20 protein-coding genes are annotated in these 16,790 nt (G+C 72.8%); 13 read left to right on the top strand and 7 right to left on the bottom strand.

Annotated elements, in window-relative coordinates; translation table 11 throughout:
• Nucleotides 1-89 precede the first annotated feature (89 nt).
• Together Aiant_RS44550 and Aiant_RS44545 are read right to left on the bottom strand one after the other, a co-directional pair.
• Entirely contained in the window at nucleotides 90-416 is a 327-nt protein-coding gene (locus tag Aiant_RS44550; protein ID WP_189335475.1) for a TraR/DksA family transcriptional regulator, read from the bottom strand.
• 20 nt (nucleotides 417-436) lie between these two features.
• Entirely contained in the window at nucleotides 437-739 is a 303-nt protein-coding gene (locus Aiant_RS44545) for a putative quinol monooxygenase (protein WP_189335476.1), read from the bottom strand.
• Nucleotides 740-862: 123 nt separating this feature from the next.
• Here Aiant_RS44545 and Aiant_RS44540 point away from each other — a divergent pair, with 123 nt between their 5' ends.
• Entirely contained in the window at nucleotides 863-1,342 is a 480-nt protein-coding gene (locus Aiant_RS44540; RefSeq protein ID WP_189335477.1) for a hypothetical protein, read from the top strand.
• 52 nt (nucleotides 1,343-1,394) lie between these two features.
• On the opposite strand, the gene Aiant_RS44535 is transcribed toward Aiant_RS44540, so the two are convergent.
• Nucleotides 1,395-2,114, bottom strand: a complete 720-nt coding sequence (locus Aiant_RS44535) for an AraC family transcriptional regulator (RefSeq protein WP_189335478.1) — start codon at nucleotides 2,112-2,114, stop codon at nucleotides 1,395-1,397.
• Between the two features lie 54 nt (nucleotides 2,115-2,168).
• Between Aiant_RS44535 and Aiant_RS44530 the strand changes: the two genes are divergently transcribed.
• Nucleotides 2,169-2,960 (top strand): SAM-dependent methyltransferase, encoded by a 792-nt coding sequence (locus Aiant_RS44530; RefSeq protein ID WP_189335479.1) that lies wholly within the window; start codon nucleotides 2,169-2,171, stop codon nucleotides 2,958-2,960.
• A gap of 114 nt (nucleotides 2,961-3,074) precedes the next feature.
• Entirely contained in the window at nucleotides 3,075-3,971 is an 897-nt protein-coding gene (locus Aiant_RS44525; protein WP_189335480.1) for a lysylphosphatidylglycerol synthase transmembrane domain-containing protein, read from the top strand.
• Here the strand turns inward: Aiant_RS44525 and Aiant_RS44520 are convergent.
• From Aiant_RS44520 to Aiant_RS44510, 3 genes are all read right to left on the bottom strand, one after another.
• On the bottom strand, nucleotides 3,963-5,045 hold the full coding sequence (locus Aiant_RS44520) for a hypothetical protein (protein WP_189335481.1): 1,083 nt from the start codon (nucleotides 5,043-5,045) through the stop codon (nucleotides 3,963-3,965). The genes Aiant_RS44525 and Aiant_RS44520 overlap by 9 nt on opposite strands.
• 80 nt (nucleotides 5,046-5,125) lie before the next feature.
• Nucleotides 5,126-6,472, bottom strand: a complete 1,347-nt coding sequence (locus tag Aiant_RS44515) for a hypothetical protein (protein WP_189335482.1) — start codon at nucleotides 6,470-6,472, stop codon at nucleotides 5,126-5,128.
• Nucleotides 6,451-7,488, bottom strand: coding sequence for an NAD-dependent epimerase/dehydratase family protein (locus Aiant_RS44510; RefSeq protein ID WP_229831222.1), 1,038 nt, complete (start codon nucleotides 7,486-7,488; stop codon nucleotides 6,451-6,453). The genes Aiant_RS44515 and Aiant_RS44510 overlap by 22 nt, the downstream gene beginning before the upstream one ends.
• A 132-nt stretch (nucleotides 7,489-7,620) precedes the next feature.
• On the opposite strand from Aiant_RS44510, the gene Aiant_RS44505 reads away from it, so the two are divergent.
• Genes Aiant_RS44505 through Aiant_RS44475 form a run of 7 tightly spaced genes read left to right on the top strand, consistent with a single transcriptional unit; the run spans nucleotide 7,621 to nucleotide 12,918 of the window.
• Nucleotides 7,621-8,280, top strand: a complete 660-nt coding sequence (locus tag Aiant_RS44505) for a glycosyltransferase family 2 protein (protein ID WP_189335483.1) — start codon at nucleotides 7,621-7,623, stop codon at nucleotides 8,278-8,280.
• Entirely contained in the window at nucleotides 8,277-8,930 is a 654-nt protein-coding gene (locus Aiant_RS44500) for a TIGR04282 family arsenosugar biosynthesis glycosyltransferase (RefSeq protein ID WP_189335484.1), read from the top strand. Before Aiant_RS44505 ends, Aiant_RS44500 begins: the two co-directional genes overlap by 4 nt.
• Entirely contained in the window at nucleotides 8,927-9,607 is a 681-nt protein-coding gene (locus Aiant_RS44495; RefSeq protein WP_189335485.1) for a methyltransferase domain-containing protein, read from the top strand. The genes Aiant_RS44500 and Aiant_RS44495 overlap by 4 nt, the downstream gene beginning before the upstream one ends.
• The gene (locus Aiant_RS44490) at nucleotides 9,568-10,821 is read left to right on the top strand and encodes a molybdopterin-dependent oxidoreductase (protein ID WP_189335486.1); all 1,254 of its coding nucleotides are present in this window, start codon (nucleotides 9,568-9,570) and stop codon (nucleotides 10,819-10,821) included. The genes Aiant_RS44495 and Aiant_RS44490 overlap by 40 nt, the downstream gene beginning before the upstream one ends.
• On the top strand, nucleotides 10,818-11,195 hold the full coding sequence (locus Aiant_RS44485; protein WP_189335487.1) for a hypothetical protein: 378 nt from the start codon (nucleotides 10,818-10,820) through the stop codon (nucleotides 11,193-11,195). Before Aiant_RS44490 ends, Aiant_RS44485 begins: the two co-directional genes overlap by 4 nt.
• A gap of 9 nt (nucleotides 11,196-11,204) precedes the next feature.
• Complete coding sequence (locus Aiant_RS44480; protein WP_189335488.1) at nucleotides 11,205-11,897, top strand: response regulator transcription factor; 693 nt, start codon at nucleotides 11,205-11,207, stop codon at nucleotides 11,895-11,897.
• Complete coding sequence (locus Aiant_RS44475; RefSeq protein ID WP_189335489.1) at nucleotides 11,890-12,918, top strand: sensor histidine kinase; 1,029 nt, start codon at nucleotides 11,890-11,892, stop codon at nucleotides 12,916-12,918. The genes Aiant_RS44480 and Aiant_RS44475 overlap by 8 nt, the downstream gene beginning before the upstream one ends.
• Nucleotides 12,919-12,926: 8 nt before the next feature.
• On the opposite strand, the gene Aiant_RS44470 is transcribed toward Aiant_RS44475, so the two are convergent.
• A complete protein-coding gene (locus Aiant_RS44470; RefSeq protein ID WP_189335490.1) occupies nucleotides 12,927-14,384 on the bottom strand; it encodes a hypothetical protein in 1,458 nt (485 codons plus the stop codon).
• Between the two features lie 120 nt (nucleotides 14,385-14,504).
• Here Aiant_RS44470 and Aiant_RS44465 point away from each other — a divergent pair, with 120 nt between their 5' ends.
• From Aiant_RS44465 to Aiant_RS44455, 3 genes are all read left to right on the top strand, one after another.
• Complete coding sequence (locus Aiant_RS44465) at nucleotides 14,505-15,350, top strand: NAD(P)H-binding protein (protein ID WP_189335491.1); 846 nt, start codon at nucleotides 14,505-14,507, stop codon at nucleotides 15,348-15,350.
• Between the two features lie 9 nt (nucleotides 15,351-15,359).
• The gene (locus tag Aiant_RS44460) at nucleotides 15,360-15,839 is read left to right on the top strand and encodes a cupin domain-containing protein (protein ID WP_189335492.1); all 480 of its coding nucleotides are present in this window, start codon (nucleotides 15,360-15,362) and stop codon (nucleotides 15,837-15,839) included.
• A gap of 169 nt (nucleotides 15,840-16,008) precedes the next feature.
• Nucleotides 16,009-16,776, top strand: a complete 768-nt coding sequence (locus tag Aiant_RS44455; protein ID WP_189335493.1) for a hypothetical protein — start codon at nucleotides 16,009-16,011, stop codon at nucleotides 16,774-16,776.
• The last annotated feature ends 14 nt before the right edge of the window (nucleotides 16,777-16,790 follow it).

The following is a 16,790-nucleotide window of genomic DNA, read 5'->3' as shown; positions in this document are numbered from 1 at the left end:
TGGCGTGGCGCAGGTCGCGCGTAGTTCGGCGCGTTGGACGGTGCCGGACCGATTCTCGCGGGGGCCTTGGACGCCAACAGACTCGATGGTCAGGCGCAGGTGATGCAGAAACGGGCGAAGGGGCGGGCGGCGAGGCGTTCCGCGGCGATCGGGCGGCCGCACCCCTCGCAGATGCCGTAGGTCCCGGCGTCGCATCGGGCCAGCGCGTCGTCGACCTCGGCGATCCGGTCCCGGGCGGCGGCCAGCAGCGCGGTCAGCTGGGCCCGCTCGAAGCCGATCGTCGCGCCCTCCGGGTCGTGCTCGTCGTCGGCGTTCGAATCCCGGGAGGCCGCGAACAGCGCCTCCAGATCGCCGGCCAGCGTGGCCGCCTCGGCTTCCGCGCTCGCCCGCAACCGCATCAAATCGTCCCGGACCATCTCCCCATCCTGGCCTACGCTCAGGCGATGGGTGCCGGGGTCAGCGGGAGAACCACGGCCGGTCCCGCCCGGAACGCACGGTTGGCGAGGTCGGCCTCACGCATGTGGGGTGCGATGTCATGGGCTTGCAGCGCCTCGGCCGAGGCCCACTCCTCGATCAGCACGAAGCGGTCCGGGTCGCCCTCGACGGCGTGCATGTCGTAACGCAGGCAGCCGGGCTCGGCCCGGACCAGCGGCGCCAGCGCGGTGTACGCGTCCGCCTGATCGGCGCCCCGGCCGGGGAGGGTTTCGATGAGGACGATGACGCGCAGTGGGTTCGACATGTGACGGAGCCTAGGAGAGATCAGCGGGACCGCCACCGAATACTCATGCGCTGAACGGCGGCCGGACCGGATCATCCGCTGGGCATGAGGACTGGCCGCGGCATGGTGGGTGACGGTGGCGGGATGGACGCGATTCTGGGATCACTGACCGAGGCGGAACTGGCGCTGGTGCGTGAGGCGGAACCGAAGCGCCTGGCGAAGCTGGACGAGGACGCCCTGATCGACCTGCACACCCGGGTGCGGCGGGCGCGGAACAAGCTGGTCAAGAACTACCGCCGCCGGGCCGCGAACCGGGTGGAGGAGACCGGGGGACGGGGCAAGGCGTTCGCCCGCAACGCCCGTAGGCGGGCCAAGGCCGAGGTGTTCGAGGATCTGTTGTCCACCGTGAGCACTCGCCTGGCAGTCCTGGCCCTGGAAGCCGCCGAGGCGCTGCGGTCCGAACGGCTCGCCGAGGCCGCCCGCCCGACCGTGCCGCCCCCGCTGCCGAAGAAGCTCTCCGCTCAGCGCTCGGACCGCCGCCCGGACACCCCGGACCGCCGTAAACGGCACGCCTCCACCCGCGCCGCCGGCGCCCGCCGACAGGCCCGCCGCGACAGCCGCTGACCAGCCCCCGCGGCTCGCCGGGAGTGGCGGGGACGGGCGCCCCTCGACCGGTTCACCGGGAGCGGGCGTTCGCCCAGCCGCAGGCGTGCGCCACCCGCGTGGTGTCGTGCCCCTCGGCGAGGAGGACGAGCGCGTGCGCGACCCGCAACTGGGTGCGCCACTCGTAGAAGGTCATCCCGAGTTCGTCGTGAAAGAGCCGGCTCAGCGTACGCGCGCCCGCGCCGACCCGCTGACCGAGAGTGGCCAGCGGGCTGTTGTCCGCCGGATCGTCGTCCAGGATGCGGGCGACGGCCCGGAGCCGGTCGTCGTGCGGCTCCGGCAGGTGCAAGGGCTGCTCGGGCGCCTCCCGGAGTTCGTCGGCCAGGACCCGGTGCAGGCGGGCCCGGGGAACGCGGTCGAGGCGCCGGGTGCCGGACGCCGGGCTCGTCGCGGGGTCCGCGGTGAGGGCGAGCAGCACCTCGCGGGCCAGGCTCGACGCAAGCAGGACCGCCGGACGGTCCGGCACGAGCCGGGCCAGCGCCGGCGACAGGAAGACGATGCGCATGTCGGTGTCACCGTGCGCGCGATGGTGATGGGTGGCATCGGCCGGGAGCCAGGCCACCCGGTTGGCCGGGACGATCAGGGTGCCGCGTGCGGTGTGGACGGACAGGACGCCGCTCGCCGCGTACAGGAAATGTCCTCGATCGTGGGTGTGTGCCTCACCGGTCGCGCCCGACGACCACAGGTGGACGCCGCCGGACGGCCAGATCCGGGACTGGCGGGCTACGGCCATGAAGACGCATTTCAGGGGCCCATGCCGGTCCGCTCGATTGACTACAGTGGCTGGATGGGGGAAAAGGATGACATCGGCCGATTGAGCACCTCTCGCCGCTACAACCAGTGGCTCGGCGGCAAGGATCATTACGCGGCCGATCGCGAGTCGACCGCCACCATCGTGGGCGCCCTGCCCAGCGTGGTCGTCGCCGCCCGCGAGGGCCGGGCCATGCTGCTGCGTGCGGTGCGCCACCTGGTCGCCGACCTCGGCATCCGGCAGATCCTGGACATCGGCGCCGGTCAGCCGATCACGCCGAACGTGCACGAGGTCGCCCAGGCCGCGGACCCGGGCTGCCGGGTCCTCTACGTCGACAACGACCCGCTGGTCGGCGTCCACCATCGGGGCACGATCGTCAGCAGTCCGGAGGGCGCCGCCGAGTTCGCCGAGGGTGACCTGCTGGACGCGGAGAAGGTGATCGAGGCCGCCGGTGCGGTGCTGGACCTCGACCAGCCGGTCGCGGTGCTGCTCAGCAGCGTGCTGCACCTGATCGACGACGACGCGCGGGCGCACGAGGCGGTCCGGACGCTGATCGCTGCCCTCGCCCCGGGCAGCTACCTGGTGATCGTGCACGGCACCTTCGACACCCTGCCCGCCGAGGTGCAGGCCAAGGCTCAAGAGATCATCGACGGCCGGCAGCACGGTGTCTACCGGGCGCGCAGCCGGGCCGAGGTGGCGGCGTTTGTCGACGGGCTGGAACTGGTCGAGCCCGGCCTGGTCTCCAGCGTCGAGTGGCGTCCCGGCCCGGACATCGTGACAAGCGTCACCGACGCCATGTGCTGGACGGTAGTGGCACGTGTTTCCTGATCACGGGCCTGGCATGCTGTCCCGATGATGTCGTCGCCGCGTTCCGTAACCCCACGCCGGGGCGCGGAGATACCACCGGTCCTGCGGCGATGGTGGCGACCCGCGCTCGGGCTCGTGGTCACCGTCGCCATCCTGGTCACCCTGCGTGACCAGTTGCCGGATCTGGGTTCGCTGCTGACCGTCTGGCAGGAGCTCGACCTGGGCTGGGCGGCCGCCGCGGTGGTGGCCGGGTTCGTCTCGCAGGCGGCCTTCGCCGAGCAGCAACGGCTCCTGCTGGCCGGCCTCGGCGTGCGGCTGCCCCGGGACAGCGCGATCGCGCTCACCGTCAGCGGGGCCGCGGTGAGCATGGCCGTCCCGGCAGGCGCGGCGGTCGCGACCGCCTTCACCTTCCGGACCTTCCGGCGGTACGGCGCCACCACCCCCGTGGCGACGGCCGTCACCGTGGTCTCCGGCGTCGTCTCGATGCTCAGCCTCGCCCTGCTGTACGCGTTCGGCTGGCTGATCAGCTCCGACCTGGAAACCGTCCCGTGGCGCCCGGCCGTGATCGCCCTCGCCGTCGCGGCCCTCGGTTACGTCCTCTGGCGCTTCCGCACGGCCCTCTCCCCATCACCCGGCTCCCGCCTCGGCAGGTTCGTCGCCGCGGCCGCCCGCACCACCGCCGAGATGGCGGCAATCCCGTCCCGCCGCTGGTTCTCGATTTTCACGGCCGGTCTGGCCAAGTGGGTTCTCGACCTGTTCTGCCTGGCCGCCGCGGCCACCGCCTGCCACGCCACCCTCGACTGGTGGCGGATCGCGGTCATCTACCTGGGCATCCAGATCGTCCGGCAGATCCCGCTCACCCCGGGCGGCACCGGCCTGATCGAGGTGGTCATGCTCGCCGCCCTGGTCACCGCCGGGTGCAGCCACCCGGTCGCCGCCGCGATCGTCGTCCTCTATCGCCTGATCAGCATGTGGCTGGTCCTGCTGATGGGCATCCCGGCATACCTGTGGCTGCGCCGCGACCTACGCTGACGGCACGGTCCCGAAGCGGTGCAGCGTCTCCTGCGGGAAGGCCTTCGCGATCTGGGCGAGCCCGGTGACCACCGCGGTGGACTCGGCCTCGGTCAGCACGCCGCTGCCCGGGACGGTGACGAAGAGCAGGTCCTGCCCGTGCACCCGCCAGTGGGTGATGCCGGTTCGCACCGAGGCCTCGATGACCTCGGGCGTGACCATCGCCTCGGCGAATCCCGGCACGTCGGCCTCGGCGACCAGCCCGGTCCCCGGATCGTCGAGGTTCTCCAGGGTGCTGTTCGCGTGGGCCCGCAGGACCAGGTCGCAGTTCCACGGCGGCTCCGAGGCGACGGGCGGGAACTCGCCGGCCTCCCACTCGTCGCGCAGCCGGGGCCGCAGCCGCAGGTCCGGCAGCACCACGGGCAGGTGGACCAGGCACACGTTCCGGGTGGAGGCGGCGAGCTGGAGCAGGCCGCCGGCCAGGTCCGTGGTGGTGAACACGGTGAACGCGACCCCGTCGACGGTCCCGGTGGTCACCGCCGTCGGCGTGAGCTTGTCCGCGGCGGCGCCGTAGGCGGCCCACCGCTCCAGCAGCGCCGCGCGGAACTCCCGGTTGGGCACCGTGGTCCGGGCGACCGGCTCACGGCCGTCGTCGTCGCCGGCCACCCGGGCGGCGATGAACTCGCCGTCCGGTGACGACGGGTGGCGCTGGTCGTGCGTCGCCCAGCCGAGTTGTACGAACAGGGCAATCACGCCGAGGATCCCGAGCACCCAGACCACGGTGGTATGGCCGCTGGTCCACAGCTCGGCTCCGGCGGCGATCAGGCCGATGACCCAGTACCAGAACCAGGCGCGCTGGACCGGCACGCTCTGTTGCAGGTGCTCGCCGGTGACCACCGGTCCCTGCGGTGTCTGCCGGGTGTTGATCGCCCGGCCGACCAGGATCTGCGCCGGCACGCCGATGACGACGTTGTACACCGCGAACCAGACGAGCAGGTGATCCGGGCTCGTCGCCACCGCCAGCGCCAACGCGAGAAGCGGCACGGTGAGCCACAGCAGCACGCCGATCCAGCCCCGGCCCGTCCATCTGAACATGTCCGCTCCCAGTGTCGATGCCGGCGACCGTACTCCCGGCGCGCGACCCGCGCCGCCCCGTGCCGTCCCGATCGGGACTCCTACCAGGAGGTCAGCACCAGATGATTGACCAGCAGAGCGGTGCCGGCCTGCGCCAGCAGCCAGCCGCGGCGGTCGCGGGACGGCACCAGGGCCGCGGCGGCGGGCAGCCAGATGGCGAACGGCAGCCAGATCCGCTCGGTCTCGGCCTTGCTCAGCCCGGACAGGTCGGCGGCGACGACCGCGGCGGCGGCGCCGAGGCAGAGCAGGACGGCGGGGGTGCGGGTCGTGACGACCGCGGCCGCCGCGCGGCGCAGCATGATCGCGGCGGCCGGTCCGGCACAGATGGTCAGGGCCGCCAGGTTCGCCCAGACCCAGTACGCGTACGGCCTGGCGCTCGCCAATCCTTGGTAATACCGCTGCTGGACCAGCTGGTAGCCGTCCCACCAGTTGAAGCCGAGCAGGGTCATGACGGTCACCACCACGCCCGCGCCCAGCCCCGCCCACGCCAGCAGCGGGAACCGCCGCAACCGCAGGACGATCACGGCCGCCGCGGGCAGCGCCAGCAGGACGAGGCCGTAGGAGAGGTAGGCGCAGGCGGCCAGCCCGGCCCCGCCCGCGACCAGGCACCAGCGCGACGGCCGGGACAGCCCGATCGCCAGCAGCGCCAGCGCGCCGGCCGCCACCCCGGCGAACATGCCGTCGGCGGAGACCCCGATCCACACCGCACCGGGGAACAGCACCAGGAACGGGATCGCGGCTCGGGCCGCCTCCTCGTCGCCGAGCGCGCGCAGGGTCACCGCGACCGCCACCACGGCGCCGGCGCCGGCGAGCACGCAGAGCAGCGCGGCCCAGCCACCGCCGCCCAGCCCGAGCCGGTCCAGGGCGACGAAGACCAGCAGCGGGCCGGGCGGGTGCCCGGAGACGTGCTCGGCCCAGTTGTCCACCGAGTGCAGCAGGATCCGGCTGGTGAAGCCGCGCAGCATGGCCGGCACGTCGGTGACACCCGGCACCTCGCTCAGGTACTCGAACCGGGTGGTCAGCCGGCCGGCCACGCCCCGCTGCCAGCCGTCCACCAGGGCGAGCGCGAACGTCCAGGCCACCGCCGTCAGCCAGGCAGCGGTCAGGAGCCGCCGCCACGGGAGCCGCTCGGCCAGCTCCGGGCCCCAGCGCAGGACCGCCCAGGCGATCAGGACCGCGAACGGGGTGCCGGGACCGGCGTGCGGCAGCACGTGGGCGAAGAGCGGGGCGGCCGGGGCGCGTACCGGGTGGTCGATCCAGCCGAGCGCCGCGCCGACCAGGATCGCCACCGCGACCAGGCCCAGCGCCGCGACCAACGTCCGCCGGTCGGCCCGCGACGAGGGCCAGGACAGCCGGGACCGGGTGGTCAGCCGCGCAACGGCACGCACGCGAACTCCCGCAGACCGCTCGCCGGCAGCACCGCCGCGCGGAACCCGAGCTCGGCGGCCGCCCGGGCGGGCGAGGCCACCACGTGCCGGACGTCACCGAGCCGGAACTGCCCGGTCACCACCGGCGGCGGGCCCCCGAAGGCGTCCGCCAGCACGGCCGCCATCCCGCCGACGGTGGTCGGGTGGCCCGAGGCGACGTTGTACGCCCGGAAACCCGGCCCGGCGTGCAGCGCCAGCACGTTCGCCGCCGCCACGTCCCGCACGTGCACGAAGTCGCGCCGCTGGCCGCCGTCCTCGTACACCAGCGGGGCGCGCCGGCTCTCCAGGGCGGACCGGAAGATCGCCGCGACCCCGCTGTACGGCGTGTCCCGCGGCATCCCCGGCCCGTACACGTTGTGGTACCGCAGCGCGGCCACCGCGCCGTCGCACTCGCGGGCCCAGACCGCGGCCAGGTGCTCCTGGGCCACCTTGGTCGCCGCGTAGACGCTGCGCGGGTCGACCGGCGCGTCCTCGGTGACCAGGCCGCCGGTCAGCGGCTCGGCGCAGTCCGGGCAGGGCGGCTCGAAGCGGCCCGCGGCCAGCTCCGCCACCGCCCGGGGCGCCGGGCGGACCGGGCCGTGCCGGTCACACGCGTAGGCGCCCTCGCCGTACACCACCATCGAACTGGCCAGCACCAGCCGCCGGACACCGGCCTCGGCCATCGTGGCCAGCAGCACGGCGGTGCCCAGGTCGTTGCAGCCGACGTACTCCGGCAGGTCGTCCGGCCCGGCGCCGAGCCCGACCAGCGCGGCCTGGTGCACCACGGCGTCGACGCCGCGCAGCGCGTGCCGGACCGCGTCCCGGTCGCGGACGTCGGCCCGGTGCAGGACCACCCCGTCCGGCACCTCCACGGGCCCGGCGTGCGCGGCCGGGTGGGCACAGTCCAGCACGGACACGTCATGGTCGGCGGCCAGCAGCGCGGCGGTCACGTGCGAGCCGATGAAGCCCGCCCCGCCGGTCACGAGGATGTGTGTCACGACTGCGACCGTAGGGCCGCGAACCCGGCCGGACAGCACCCGGCGTCGATCCGTCAGCGGTTCGTAAGAACTGTCGCCGACGTCCCGGCTTCGTAAGATTTAGCAGCTCTGAGCAGGGCTAACTTCCGAGCCATGACCGATGTGGTGCTGCCCTGCCTGAACGAGGCCGCCGCCCTGCCGTGGCTGCTGGACCGGATGCCGGACGGCTACCGGCCGATCCTGGCCGACAACGGCTCGACCGATGGTTCCACCGACGTCGCCCGCCGGCACGGCGCCCGGGTGATCGAGGTGCCGGAGCGCGGCTACGGCGCCGCCGTGCACGCCGGACTGCTGGCCGCGGACCCGTCCGACGGCGTGGTGTGCGTGCTGGACGCCGACGGGTCGTTCGACCCGGCCGACCTGCCACGCCTGGCCGCCCCGGTCCGGTCCGGCGACGCCGACCTGGTCTGCGGTCGCCGCCGGCCGGTGACCGCGGGCGCCTGGCCGGTCCACGCGCGACTCGGCAACGCGGTGCTGGCCCGCCGGATCCGCCGCGACACCGGGCTGCCGGTGCACGACATCGCGCCGATCCGGGCCGCCCGCCGTGACGCGCTGCTCGCCCTCGACCTGCGCGATCGACGTTTCGGGTATCCGCTGGAGCTGCTGCTCGGCGCGGCCCGGGCCGGCTGGCGGGTGCGGGAAATCGAGGTGGCGTACCACCCGCGGGCGGCCGGCACCCGGTCCAAGGTGACCGGCACGGTCCGCGGCACGCTGCGCGCGGTGTACGACATGCGGGCGGTGCTGACCCGATGATCCAGCTGCTGGTGATGGCGAAGGCGCCGGTGCCCGGCCGGGTGAAGACCCGTCTCTGTCCGCCGTGCACCCCGGAACAGGCGGCGGCTCTCGCGGCGGCGGCTCTCGCGGACACCGTCCGGACGGTCAGCCGGGTTCCGGTTGTGCGGCGCACGCTGGTGATCGACGGAGATCATCCGGTACCGGCGGGGTGGACGGCGGTGCCGCAGCGCGGGGACGGGCTGGGGGAGCGGCTGGCGCACGCGTTCGCGGACACGGCTGTGCCCGGTGTCCCGGCCCTGCTGATCGGCATGGACACCCCACAGGTGACCGCCGGCCTGCTGGCCGCCGCGGCTGCCGCACTCCACCGCTCCGGCGCCGTGCTCGGCCCGGCCGACGACGGCGGCTGGTGGGCCCTCGGCCTGACCGACCCGGCCGCCGCGGCGGTGCTGGCCACCGTCCCGATGTCCACACCGGAAACCTGCTCCCACACGCTCGCCGCCCTGCACGGCCGGGACGTCCACCCAGCCGCACTGCCGAGCCTGCGCGACGTGGACACCGCCGACGACGCCCTCGCGGTCGCGGCAGCGTGCTCACCCGGCAGCCACTTCGCCGCGGCGGTCGCTGAGATGACGGCATTGGCAGAGGCGGTTGTGGGGGTGGTGGCGTGACCGCCCCGGCTGTGGTCTGCCCGGCTGCGCTCGACCTCTACGACCGGGCCCTGCGCCTGGCGGCGGCCGGTGTTCACAGCCGGCTGATCCTCCGCGGTCCCGACGGCCAGGAGACCCGGGCCGACGCCGCGCTGTGGTGCCGCGACCATCGGCCCGGCGACACCGGACTGCTGCGCCGATGCACCGGGCCGACCCTCGACGTCGGCTGCGGGCCGGGCCGGCTCACCGCCGCGCTGCTGCGCCTCGGGCGTGCCGCGCTCGGCATCGACGTGAGCGCGGCGGCGATCCGCCTGGCCCGCGCTCGCGGCGCGATCGTGCTGCACCGGGACGTGTTCGCGCCGCTGCCCGGGCACGGCCGCTGGGAGCACCTGCTGCTCGCCGACGGCAACCTCGGCATCGGCGGTGACCCCGCCGCCCTGCTGCGCCGGTGCCGGGAGCTGCTCGCGCCCGACGGCCGGGTGCACGCCGAGCTGGAACCACCCGGCACCGGCACCTGGTCCGGGCCGGCGACCCTGCACGCCGCCGAGACCGGCGCGGGCGCGCCGCTGCGCTGGGCGCGGGTGGCCGCCGACGACCTGGACCCGCTGGCCCGCGCGGCGGGCCTGATCCCGGAAGCGACCTGGACCGAGGAGGGACGATGGTTCGCCACACTGCGACCCGGCTCGGGCGCACCCTGACGTGGCTGGCACCGCTGGGCCGACTGCGGCGCGACTCCGCGACCCGGCTCCGGACTGCCCTGACGTGGCTCAACCAGCCGTTGCCGGCGCCGCCGGAGCGGCTGCGGCGGGGGCCCCTGCGGGCGGGCGCCTTCCAGGCCGGGCCACGGTCGACGCGGCTGACCGCGCAGCTCGGCGTCGCGCTCGGCGTCGCCTTCGGGGTCTGCTTCGCGACCGGGCTGCTCAGCCACCTGATTCAACATCCGCCCGGATGGTTCTGGTGGCCGTCGCGGCCGGCCGGGCTCTACCGGTTCACGCAGGGGCTGCACGTGGCGACTGGGCTGGCCGCTGTGCCGCTGCTCGGCGCGAAGCTGTGGTCGGTCTATCCGCGCCTGTTCACCTGGCCGCCGCTGAGCGACGTGGCACACGCCGCCGAGCGGGCCTCGGTGGCGGTGCTGGTCGGCGCCGCGCTGTTCCAGGTGGTCAGCGGGGTGTTCAACATCGCCCGCTGGTACCCGCCGATGCCGTTCTTCTTCACCGCCGCCCACTACTGGATGGCCTGGGTCGCCGCCGGCGCGCTGCTGGTCCACATCGGCGCCCAGCTGCCCCGGATCCGGAACCCGCAGGACGGCCCCGGCCGCCGCCGGTTCCTGGCCGCCGTGGCGGCCGCGGCCGGGGTCGTCACGCTGAGCACCGTCGGCCAGACCGTCCGGCCGCTCACCCCGGTCTCGCTGCTCGCGCCCCGCCGTCCCGGCACCGGGCCGCAGGGCGTTCCGGTGAACCAGACCGCGACCGGCGCCGGAGTCCGCGACGCCGCGCTCGACCCCGGGTACCACCTGACCGTCGCCGGATTCGGCCGCGTCGTCGAGCTGAGCCTGGCCGACCTGGCCGCGCTCCCGCAGCACACCACGGTCCTGGCCATCGCCTGCGTGGAAGGCTGGAGCTCGACCGGCACCTGGACCGGCGTGCGGCTGCGCGACCTGGTCGCCCTGCTCGGCGCCGACCCCGGAGGCTGCACGGCGCGAGTCGAGTCGCTCCAGGCCGGCGGCCGGTACCGCGCCTCCGAGGTGGCCACCCCGCACCTGACCGACGAGCGGACCCTGATCGCGCTGCGGCTCGGCGGCGAACCCCTGGCGCTCGACCACGGCTACCCCGCGCGGCTGATCGCGCCGAACCGCCCCGGCGTCCTGCAGACCAAGTGGCTGAGCCGGATCACCGTCCGGAGCGCCGCATGAGACGCGCGCTGATCGGCACCGGGTTACTGCTCTTTTCGTACGCCCTGAGCGGCCTGCTCACCGACGCCGACGTGAACCTGCCCGGGGTGGTCATATTCGGGCTCGCCGTCCTGGTGCTGCACGACGCGGTGCTGCTGCCGCTGATCCTGGCCGGCGGAGCACTGCTGCGCCGGGTGGTGCCCCCGCTGTGGTGGACAGCGGTGCAGTTCGGGGCGATCGCCGGGCTGACGCTGCTCGTGATCACGGTGCCGTTGCTGCTCGGGCCGGGGCTCCTGGCGTACGGAAAGAGCTTGATTTTGATCTTGGGGGTGGTGGCCGTGACGGTGCTGGGTCGTAAGGGATTCGAAAGCATTGCGTCGCGCCGCTCCGGATAGCCTGCTGGGGTGAGTCATCAGGTGCTGGTCGTGGACGACGATCCGACGGTGAGCGACGTCGTGCGCCGCTATCTGGAGCAGGACGGCTGCCGGGTGCGGCTGGCCGCCGACGGTCTGGCCGCGCTCGCCGCCGTCGACGCCGAGCGGCCCGACCTGGTCGTGCTGGACCTGATGCTGGGCGGGCTCGACGGCCTCGAGGTGTGCCGCCGGTTGCAGCGTGACCAGCCGGGCCTTCCGGTGGTGATGCTGACCGCGCTCGGCGAGGAGAGCGATCGGGTGCTCGGCCTGGAGGTCGGCGCGGACGACTACGTGACGAAACCGTTCAGCCCCCGGGAGCTGACCCTGCGGGTGCGGTCGGTGCTGCGCCGCACCGCCCCGGCCGCGCCGCCGCGCCCGGCGCTGCTGCGCGACGGCGACCTGGTCGCCGACACCGGCCGGCGCACCGCGGAGCTGGCCGGGCAGGCGCTGGCGCTGACCGTGCGCGAGTTCGACCTCCTCGAATTCCTGCTGCGGCACCCGGCACGGGCGTTCTCCCGCGCCGAGTTGCTGGAGAAGGTGTGGGGCTGGCGGTTCGGCGACCAGTCGACCGTGACCGTCCACGTGCGGCGGCTGCGGGAGAAGATCGAGGCTGACCCGGCGGCCCCGGCCCGGCTGGTCACCGTGTGGGGCGTCGGCTACCGCTACGAGCCCGCCGATGCATGACATCCTGCTGATCGGCGCGTACGCGCTTGTGGCCGGCACGGTGGTCGGCCTGCTCGGTGCGGCCGGCCTGCGGCTGCTGCGCGGACGGTCGATCGCCGTGCACGTGAGCATGTTGCTGGCGATCACGGTGACCTCGGTGGTCGCCGGGGTGGCCGCGGTCGCCAGGGCGATGTTCCTGTCCCCGCACGACCTCCAGGTGGTGCTGGTGACCGTGGCGGCGTCGGCGGTGGTCAGTCTGACCCTCGGCATCGTCTTCGGCCGCCGGCTGGCCGCGGCGGCGATGTGGGCGGCCGTGGCCCGGGAGCAGGAGCGGCGGATGGAGGCCGGCCGCCGGGACCTGGTCGCCTGGGTGTCGCACGACCTGCGGACACCGCTGGCCGGGTTGCGGGCGATGACCGAGGCGTTGCAGGACGGCGTGGTCGCCGATCCGGCGAGCGTCGCCGAGTACCACAGCCGGATCCGGGCCGAGACCGACCGGATGAGCGGGCTCGTCGACGACCTGTTCGAGCTGTCCCGGATCCACGCCGGGGCGGTCCGGCTGACCCCGGCCGACCTGGCGCTCGGCGACATCGTGTCGGACGCGGTCGCGGCGGTCGCGCCACTGGCGTCCGGGCGGGGGATCGCGCTGGTGGCGGCCGGGGAGAGGTGGCCGGTGGTGACCGGCGGCGCGGCCGAGCTGAACCGGATCGTGAGCAACCTGCTGACCAACTCGGTGCGGTACACGCCGGCGAACGGAACGGTGCGGATCGAGGCGGGGGAGGACGCCGGGGAGGTGTGGCTCGCGGTCTCGGACAGCTGCGGGGGGATCCCGGAGGACGATCTGCCGCGGGTGTTCGAGGTGGCGTTCCGGGGGAGCCGGGCGCGGACGCCGGACGGTGGGGCCGGGGGAGGGCTCGGGCTGGCGATCGTGCGGGGGCTGGTGGAGGCGCACGGGGGGCGGGTCCGGGCCGGGAACATCACTGGCGGGTGCCGGTTCGAGGTGCGGCTGCCGGCCCACCCGGCCGGGGTGGCGGTGCGATAACCGGGCGGTCAGAATCTGTTTCGAGTCGAGCCCGCGTCTCGTCGATAAGCGTCGGTGTCGGCGAACTTGAGGTTGAACCGGAAATTCATCTTCTGCAAAGGCCACAACTCGGGCCCGAACTGCTGAGTCATCCGTTCCCGCAGCGCCACGGCTGTGCTGAGGCCGCCCGCCTTCGGAGCGAGTCCCAGGGCGGCCCCGATGGCCTCGTTCGCGATGCCGAGCCCGACGCATGTCAGCATGTCGGCGGGATCCGCCGGCATGTCGCGATTGCCGCCGAACACCTGATCGGGGTTGTGCAGCGGTTGCAGGTTCTTCGTCGTCACGGCCAGGCCCTCCCACATGCCGCCGGGCCCGGAGTGCTCCTCGAGCAGTCGATCGAAATCCTCTGCATGCGCCCTGGCCCATGCGGTCTGCGTGTTCGAGCGGCCGCCGTAATACTGATTCAGGGACGACGTGACGGATCCGGCGAGCAGCTTCCGGATCTGGCCGGGTTTGCCCCGTGCGTTTTTCAGGTTCTGCAGCGCTTCCTTGTATCCGAGGTCTTTGCTGCCGGATGCGGTGCCTTCCGCCTCCAGCCTATTTATCAAAAATTCATTCACCCGGTTGACGTAATAGTCAGGTCGTTCTCCCAGGTCGGACCAGTCCACGTTGCCGGCCTGACTGTGTTTGAACAGGTCGGTCCGGATGAGCCAATTCTGCAGGGTCAGGTCGTTGACCGCCTCCTGCTGGTTTCTCCACTGCCGCTCGACCTCACTCCGGAATCGCTGCCGCAGAACGGGGTTCGAGCGGAGATGCGCCGGCACCTCAATTTTCATCTCGACGTTCTGCTCCGGCATCGGTTTCACCGTGGACAGGTCGAGGAGCCCGGCGAGATCGGCGACCTGCGTCTGCGTCATGAGATCCCGCAAGGCTTGCGCGGTTCGCGTGCAGGACGGCTCGTTCGCCGGATTCTGCTGGTTGGCGGCCTGCTCTTTCTGAACGGTGGCGAGGACCTGATCGATCTTCTGGCGCAGGAGCGGGGAAGTCTGTTCCAGCCGATTGCGCAATTCGGTCAGGAGGGTGACGACCGGCTGCCCCGTCGCGTCGACGAACGTGGCGCTCCGCTCGGACAGGTGCAGTTCGAAGTCCGGGATCTGATATTTCACGAGAAGGCGAGTGCGCTCGGCGCCGCCCTCGGCCGTGCCGGGCTTGCCGCCTTTGATCAGGGTCGGGAGATTCTCGGGTGTGGCCGGCTTCTGCTGCTGCACCGGGAAGTAGCTGGTGATCGACCCTCGACGGGCTGGTTCCACCCTGGTGATCGGTTCCGTGCTGTCGGGCTGCTTCTTGACCAGGTAGCTGGTGATCGACCTCTGCATCAGCGGTTTCCCGCTGTCGGTCCTCTGCTTCTTGGGGGCGTTCTTGGTCGAGGTCGTCGTCGACTCCGGGTTGGTGCCGCGTTTGATGCCGCTGGAGTTGGGCCCGCTCATGGGAGATCCCCTTCGTGTCAGCTCCGTCACCTGTGGGGACGACGCGAGGATCCGGGTGGCCGATACGACGGGTTCCCGACAGTCTTGGTGAAACCTCCCGTTTCGCGATAGGGAGGGGGAATGCGAATTCTGGTGACCGGGGGGACCGGAAACGTCGGCAGGCTCGTCGTCGAGCAGGTGGCGCGGCACGGCGCCGACGTGCGAGTGGTGAGCCGCAACCCGGGAGACGGGATGATGCGGGGCGACCTGGCCGACCCGGAAACACTCGTCCCGGCCCTGCGCGGCGTCGACCGGATGTACCTGTTTCCGTGCCCCGGGACCGCCGCCGAGGTGGTGCGACTGGCCCGGCAAGCCGGTGTACGCCGGATCGTCACGCTGTCCTCCGGTGCCGTGACCACCGGCTACGACACCGACTTCCACCTGCCCGTGGAGCGGGCCGTCGAGGCGTCCGGGCTGGAGTGGACACACGTGCGCCCGGCCGAGTTCATGCTCAACAACCTGTGGCTGTGGGGGCCGTCGATCCGCGCCGAGCGGACCGTGCGGGAGCCGTTCCCGGACCGGACCGGCCAGCCCGTCCACGAGCGTGACATCGCCGAGGTGGCGGCCGCCGCGCTGCTCGGCGAGGGCCATCACGGGGTCGCCTACACGCTGTACGGACCCGAGCCGATCAGTCGCCGGGACCAGGTCCGGGCGATCGGTGAGGCGCTCGGCGAGGAGGTGCGCCTGGAGGTGGTGAGCCCGGCCCGGGCTCGCGAGATGTATCTGGCGCAGGGCGGGTTCGCGGCCGCCTCGGCGGACTTCCTGACCGGCTTCCAGTCCTACTCGGCCGGAACGCCGGACCCGGTGCCCGCTCCTGCCGGGCAACCGGCGGCGCCGGTGCGGATGCCCACCGCCGAGGACGTCACCGGCAGACCGGCCCGGACGTTCGCCGAGTGGGCCCGCGATCATGCCGAGGATTTCGGATAGGTTCGGATCATGACGTATCCGCCGCCGCTGTATCACGGGGAGTCGGGCGAGGTTTCCGCGACCTATCGGCCCAACGACAGCAAGCCCGAACTCGTCTATCCGAACGGGACCCGCATTCATTACCTGTCCACCGGGGAATCGACCGGCGGACTGTTCGGGCTGTACCGCTGGGAGTGCGGGCCGGGCGTGACCGGACCGGAGCCGCATTATCACCGCAGCCTGGCCGAGTCGTTCTACATCCTCACCGGCGTCATGAACATCTACGACGGCAACCGGTGGATCGAGGCCGAGCCCGGGGACTGGGTGCACGTCCCGCCGGGCGGCATCCACGGGTTCAAGAACAAGTCCGGTGAGCCTGCCTCGATGCTGCTGCACTTCTCCCCGGGCGCGCCGCGGGAGGGGTACTTCGAAGGGCTGGCTCACCTGGACGAGATGAGCGAGGAGGAGCGGGTCGCCTTCTACGCCGAACACGACAACATCTGGATCTGACCGCTGTCAGCCCGTCCCGACGATCATGGCGCCGAGGGCGGGTGCCGACGCATGTCCGCCACGATCCGGGTAGCGGCCGGTACCGGTTCCAGCAGATGGCCCGATACCGGACGGCGATCGTGACGCACCGGGCATCGCTCGATGATCGGGCTCGGTACGATCGCCGCCCATGGGGCTTGACGCATACCTCGGCTATGAGTGCACATACCGGCCCGGCGGCGCGATTTCGCAGCTCACCGAGCTCGAGTATCTGGCCCGGGTCAGATCGCTGATGGATCAGCACGGCGTTCCGTCGGTGACGCTCCAGGTGGGTGGTGCTCAGGGGGTCGAGACGCGCACCATCCACCGTGCCGAGGTCGAGCAGGCCGCGGGCGCGAGCCAGCACCTGCGGCAGTTGTGCCTGACCTGCCCGGTGAGCGATCAGCGGGGGACGCCCGGCTGCCAAGCCCGGCTCAATTACCCGGTCGACGAACCGGCCCTCACCGTCATGCGGGAGGCCCTGGGCGAGGGCTCGATGCTGTTCGACGTGGACGCCGATCCGGAGATCGACAGGTTCGTCCGGACGCTGGCGCGGGACGGCTGGGACGGGCGGCGGATGGAGCAGCTCGTCCGCCGGCTGGGGGAGGAGCCCCGCGCCGTCGGCTCCGAGGCGGTCGCGTTCGATCTCGACGACATGACGGTGTGGGTCACTCCGTACATGGTCCTGGAGTACCTGTGCTTCCAGACCCGGTTCGATCCGGCGGAGGTGCGTGCCGCGAGCACCTGGTACAGGTGGTTCCACATAGCCGTGGGCAACCGGATCGGGTCCGCTGCCGATCCGCATGCGGCGGCCCGGGACCTGTTCGGCGGCTCGGCGTCGCTGCGTGGCCTGGCCGCTCTGGCCCAGTTGAACAAGCGAGCCGAGGAGCACGGTCTCGGCCTCCTCCTGGACGGGTGACCGGAGAGGCTTCC

Origin of the sequence: Actinoplanes ianthinogenes, from assembly GCF_018324205.1 — a bacterium.
Lineage (GTDB): Bacteria > Actinomycetota > Actinomycetes > Mycobacteriales > Micromonosporaceae > Actinoplanes > Actinoplanes ianthinogenes.
The sequence above is the reverse complement of the archived record's forward strand: the minus strand, read 5'-3'. Positions and strand labels throughout refer to the sequence as shown.

What these genes read in the sequence shown, in the direction of transcription:
- Aiant_RS44550 (WP_189335475.1), bottom strand. Translation starts at nt 416, where the DNA reads ATGGTCCGGGACGATTTGATGCGGTTGCGGGCGAGCGCGGAAGCCGAG.
- Aiant_RS44545 (WP_189335476.1), bottom strand. Translation starts at nt 739, where the DNA reads ATGTCGAACCCACTGCGCGTCATCGTCCTCATCGAAACCCTCCCCGGC.
- Aiant_RS44540 (WP_189335477.1), top strand. Translation starts at nt 863, where the DNA reads ATGGACGCGATTCTGGGATCACTGACCGAGGCGGAACTGGCGCTGGTG.
- Aiant_RS44535 (WP_189335478.1), bottom strand. Translation starts at nt 2,114, where the DNA reads ATGGCCGTAGCCCGCCAGTCCCGGATCTGGCCGTCCGGCGGCGTCCAC.
- Aiant_RS44530 (WP_189335479.1), top strand. Translation starts at nt 2,169, where the DNA reads ATGGGGGAAAAGGATGACATCGGCCGATTGAGCACCTCTCGCCGCTAC.
- Aiant_RS44520 (WP_189335481.1), bottom strand. Translation starts at nt 5,045, where the DNA reads ATGTTCAGATGGACGGGCCGGGGCTGGATCGGCGTGCTGCTGTGGCTC.
- Aiant_RS44505 (WP_189335483.1), top strand. Translation starts at nt 7,621, where the DNA reads ATGACCGATGTGGTGCTGCCCTGCCTGAACGAGGCCGCCGCCCTGCCG.
- Aiant_RS44500 (WP_189335484.1), top strand. Translation starts at nt 8,277, where the DNA reads ATGATCCAGCTGCTGGTGATGGCGAAGGCGCCGGTGCCCGGCCGGGTG.
- Aiant_RS44490 (WP_189335486.1), top strand. Translation starts at nt 9,568, where the DNA reads ATGGTTCGCCACACTGCGACCCGGCTCGGGCGCACCCTGACGTGGCTG.
- Aiant_RS44485 (WP_189335487.1), top strand. Translation starts at nt 10,818, where the DNA reads ATGAGACGCGCGCTGATCGGCACCGGGTTACTGCTCTTTTCGTACGCC.
- Aiant_RS44475 (WP_189335489.1), top strand. Translation starts at nt 11,890, where the DNA reads ATGCATGACATCCTGCTGATCGGCGCGTACGCGCTTGTGGCCGGCACG.
- Aiant_RS44470 (WP_189335490.1), bottom strand. Translation starts at nt 14,384, where the DNA reads ATGAGCGGGCCCAACTCCAGCGGCATCAAACGCGGCACCAACCCGGAG.
- Aiant_RS44465 (WP_189335491.1), top strand. Translation starts at nt 14,505, where the DNA reads ATGCGAATTCTGGTGACCGGGGGGACCGGAAACGTCGGCAGGCTCGTC.
- Aiant_RS44460 (WP_189335492.1), top strand. Translation starts at nt 15,360, where the DNA reads ATGACGTATCCGCCGCCGCTGTATCACGGGGAGTCGGGCGAGGTTTCC.
- Aiant_RS44455 (WP_189335493.1), top strand. Translation starts at nt 16,009, where the DNA reads ATGGGGCTTGACGCATACCTCGGCTATGAGTGCACATACCGGCCCGGC.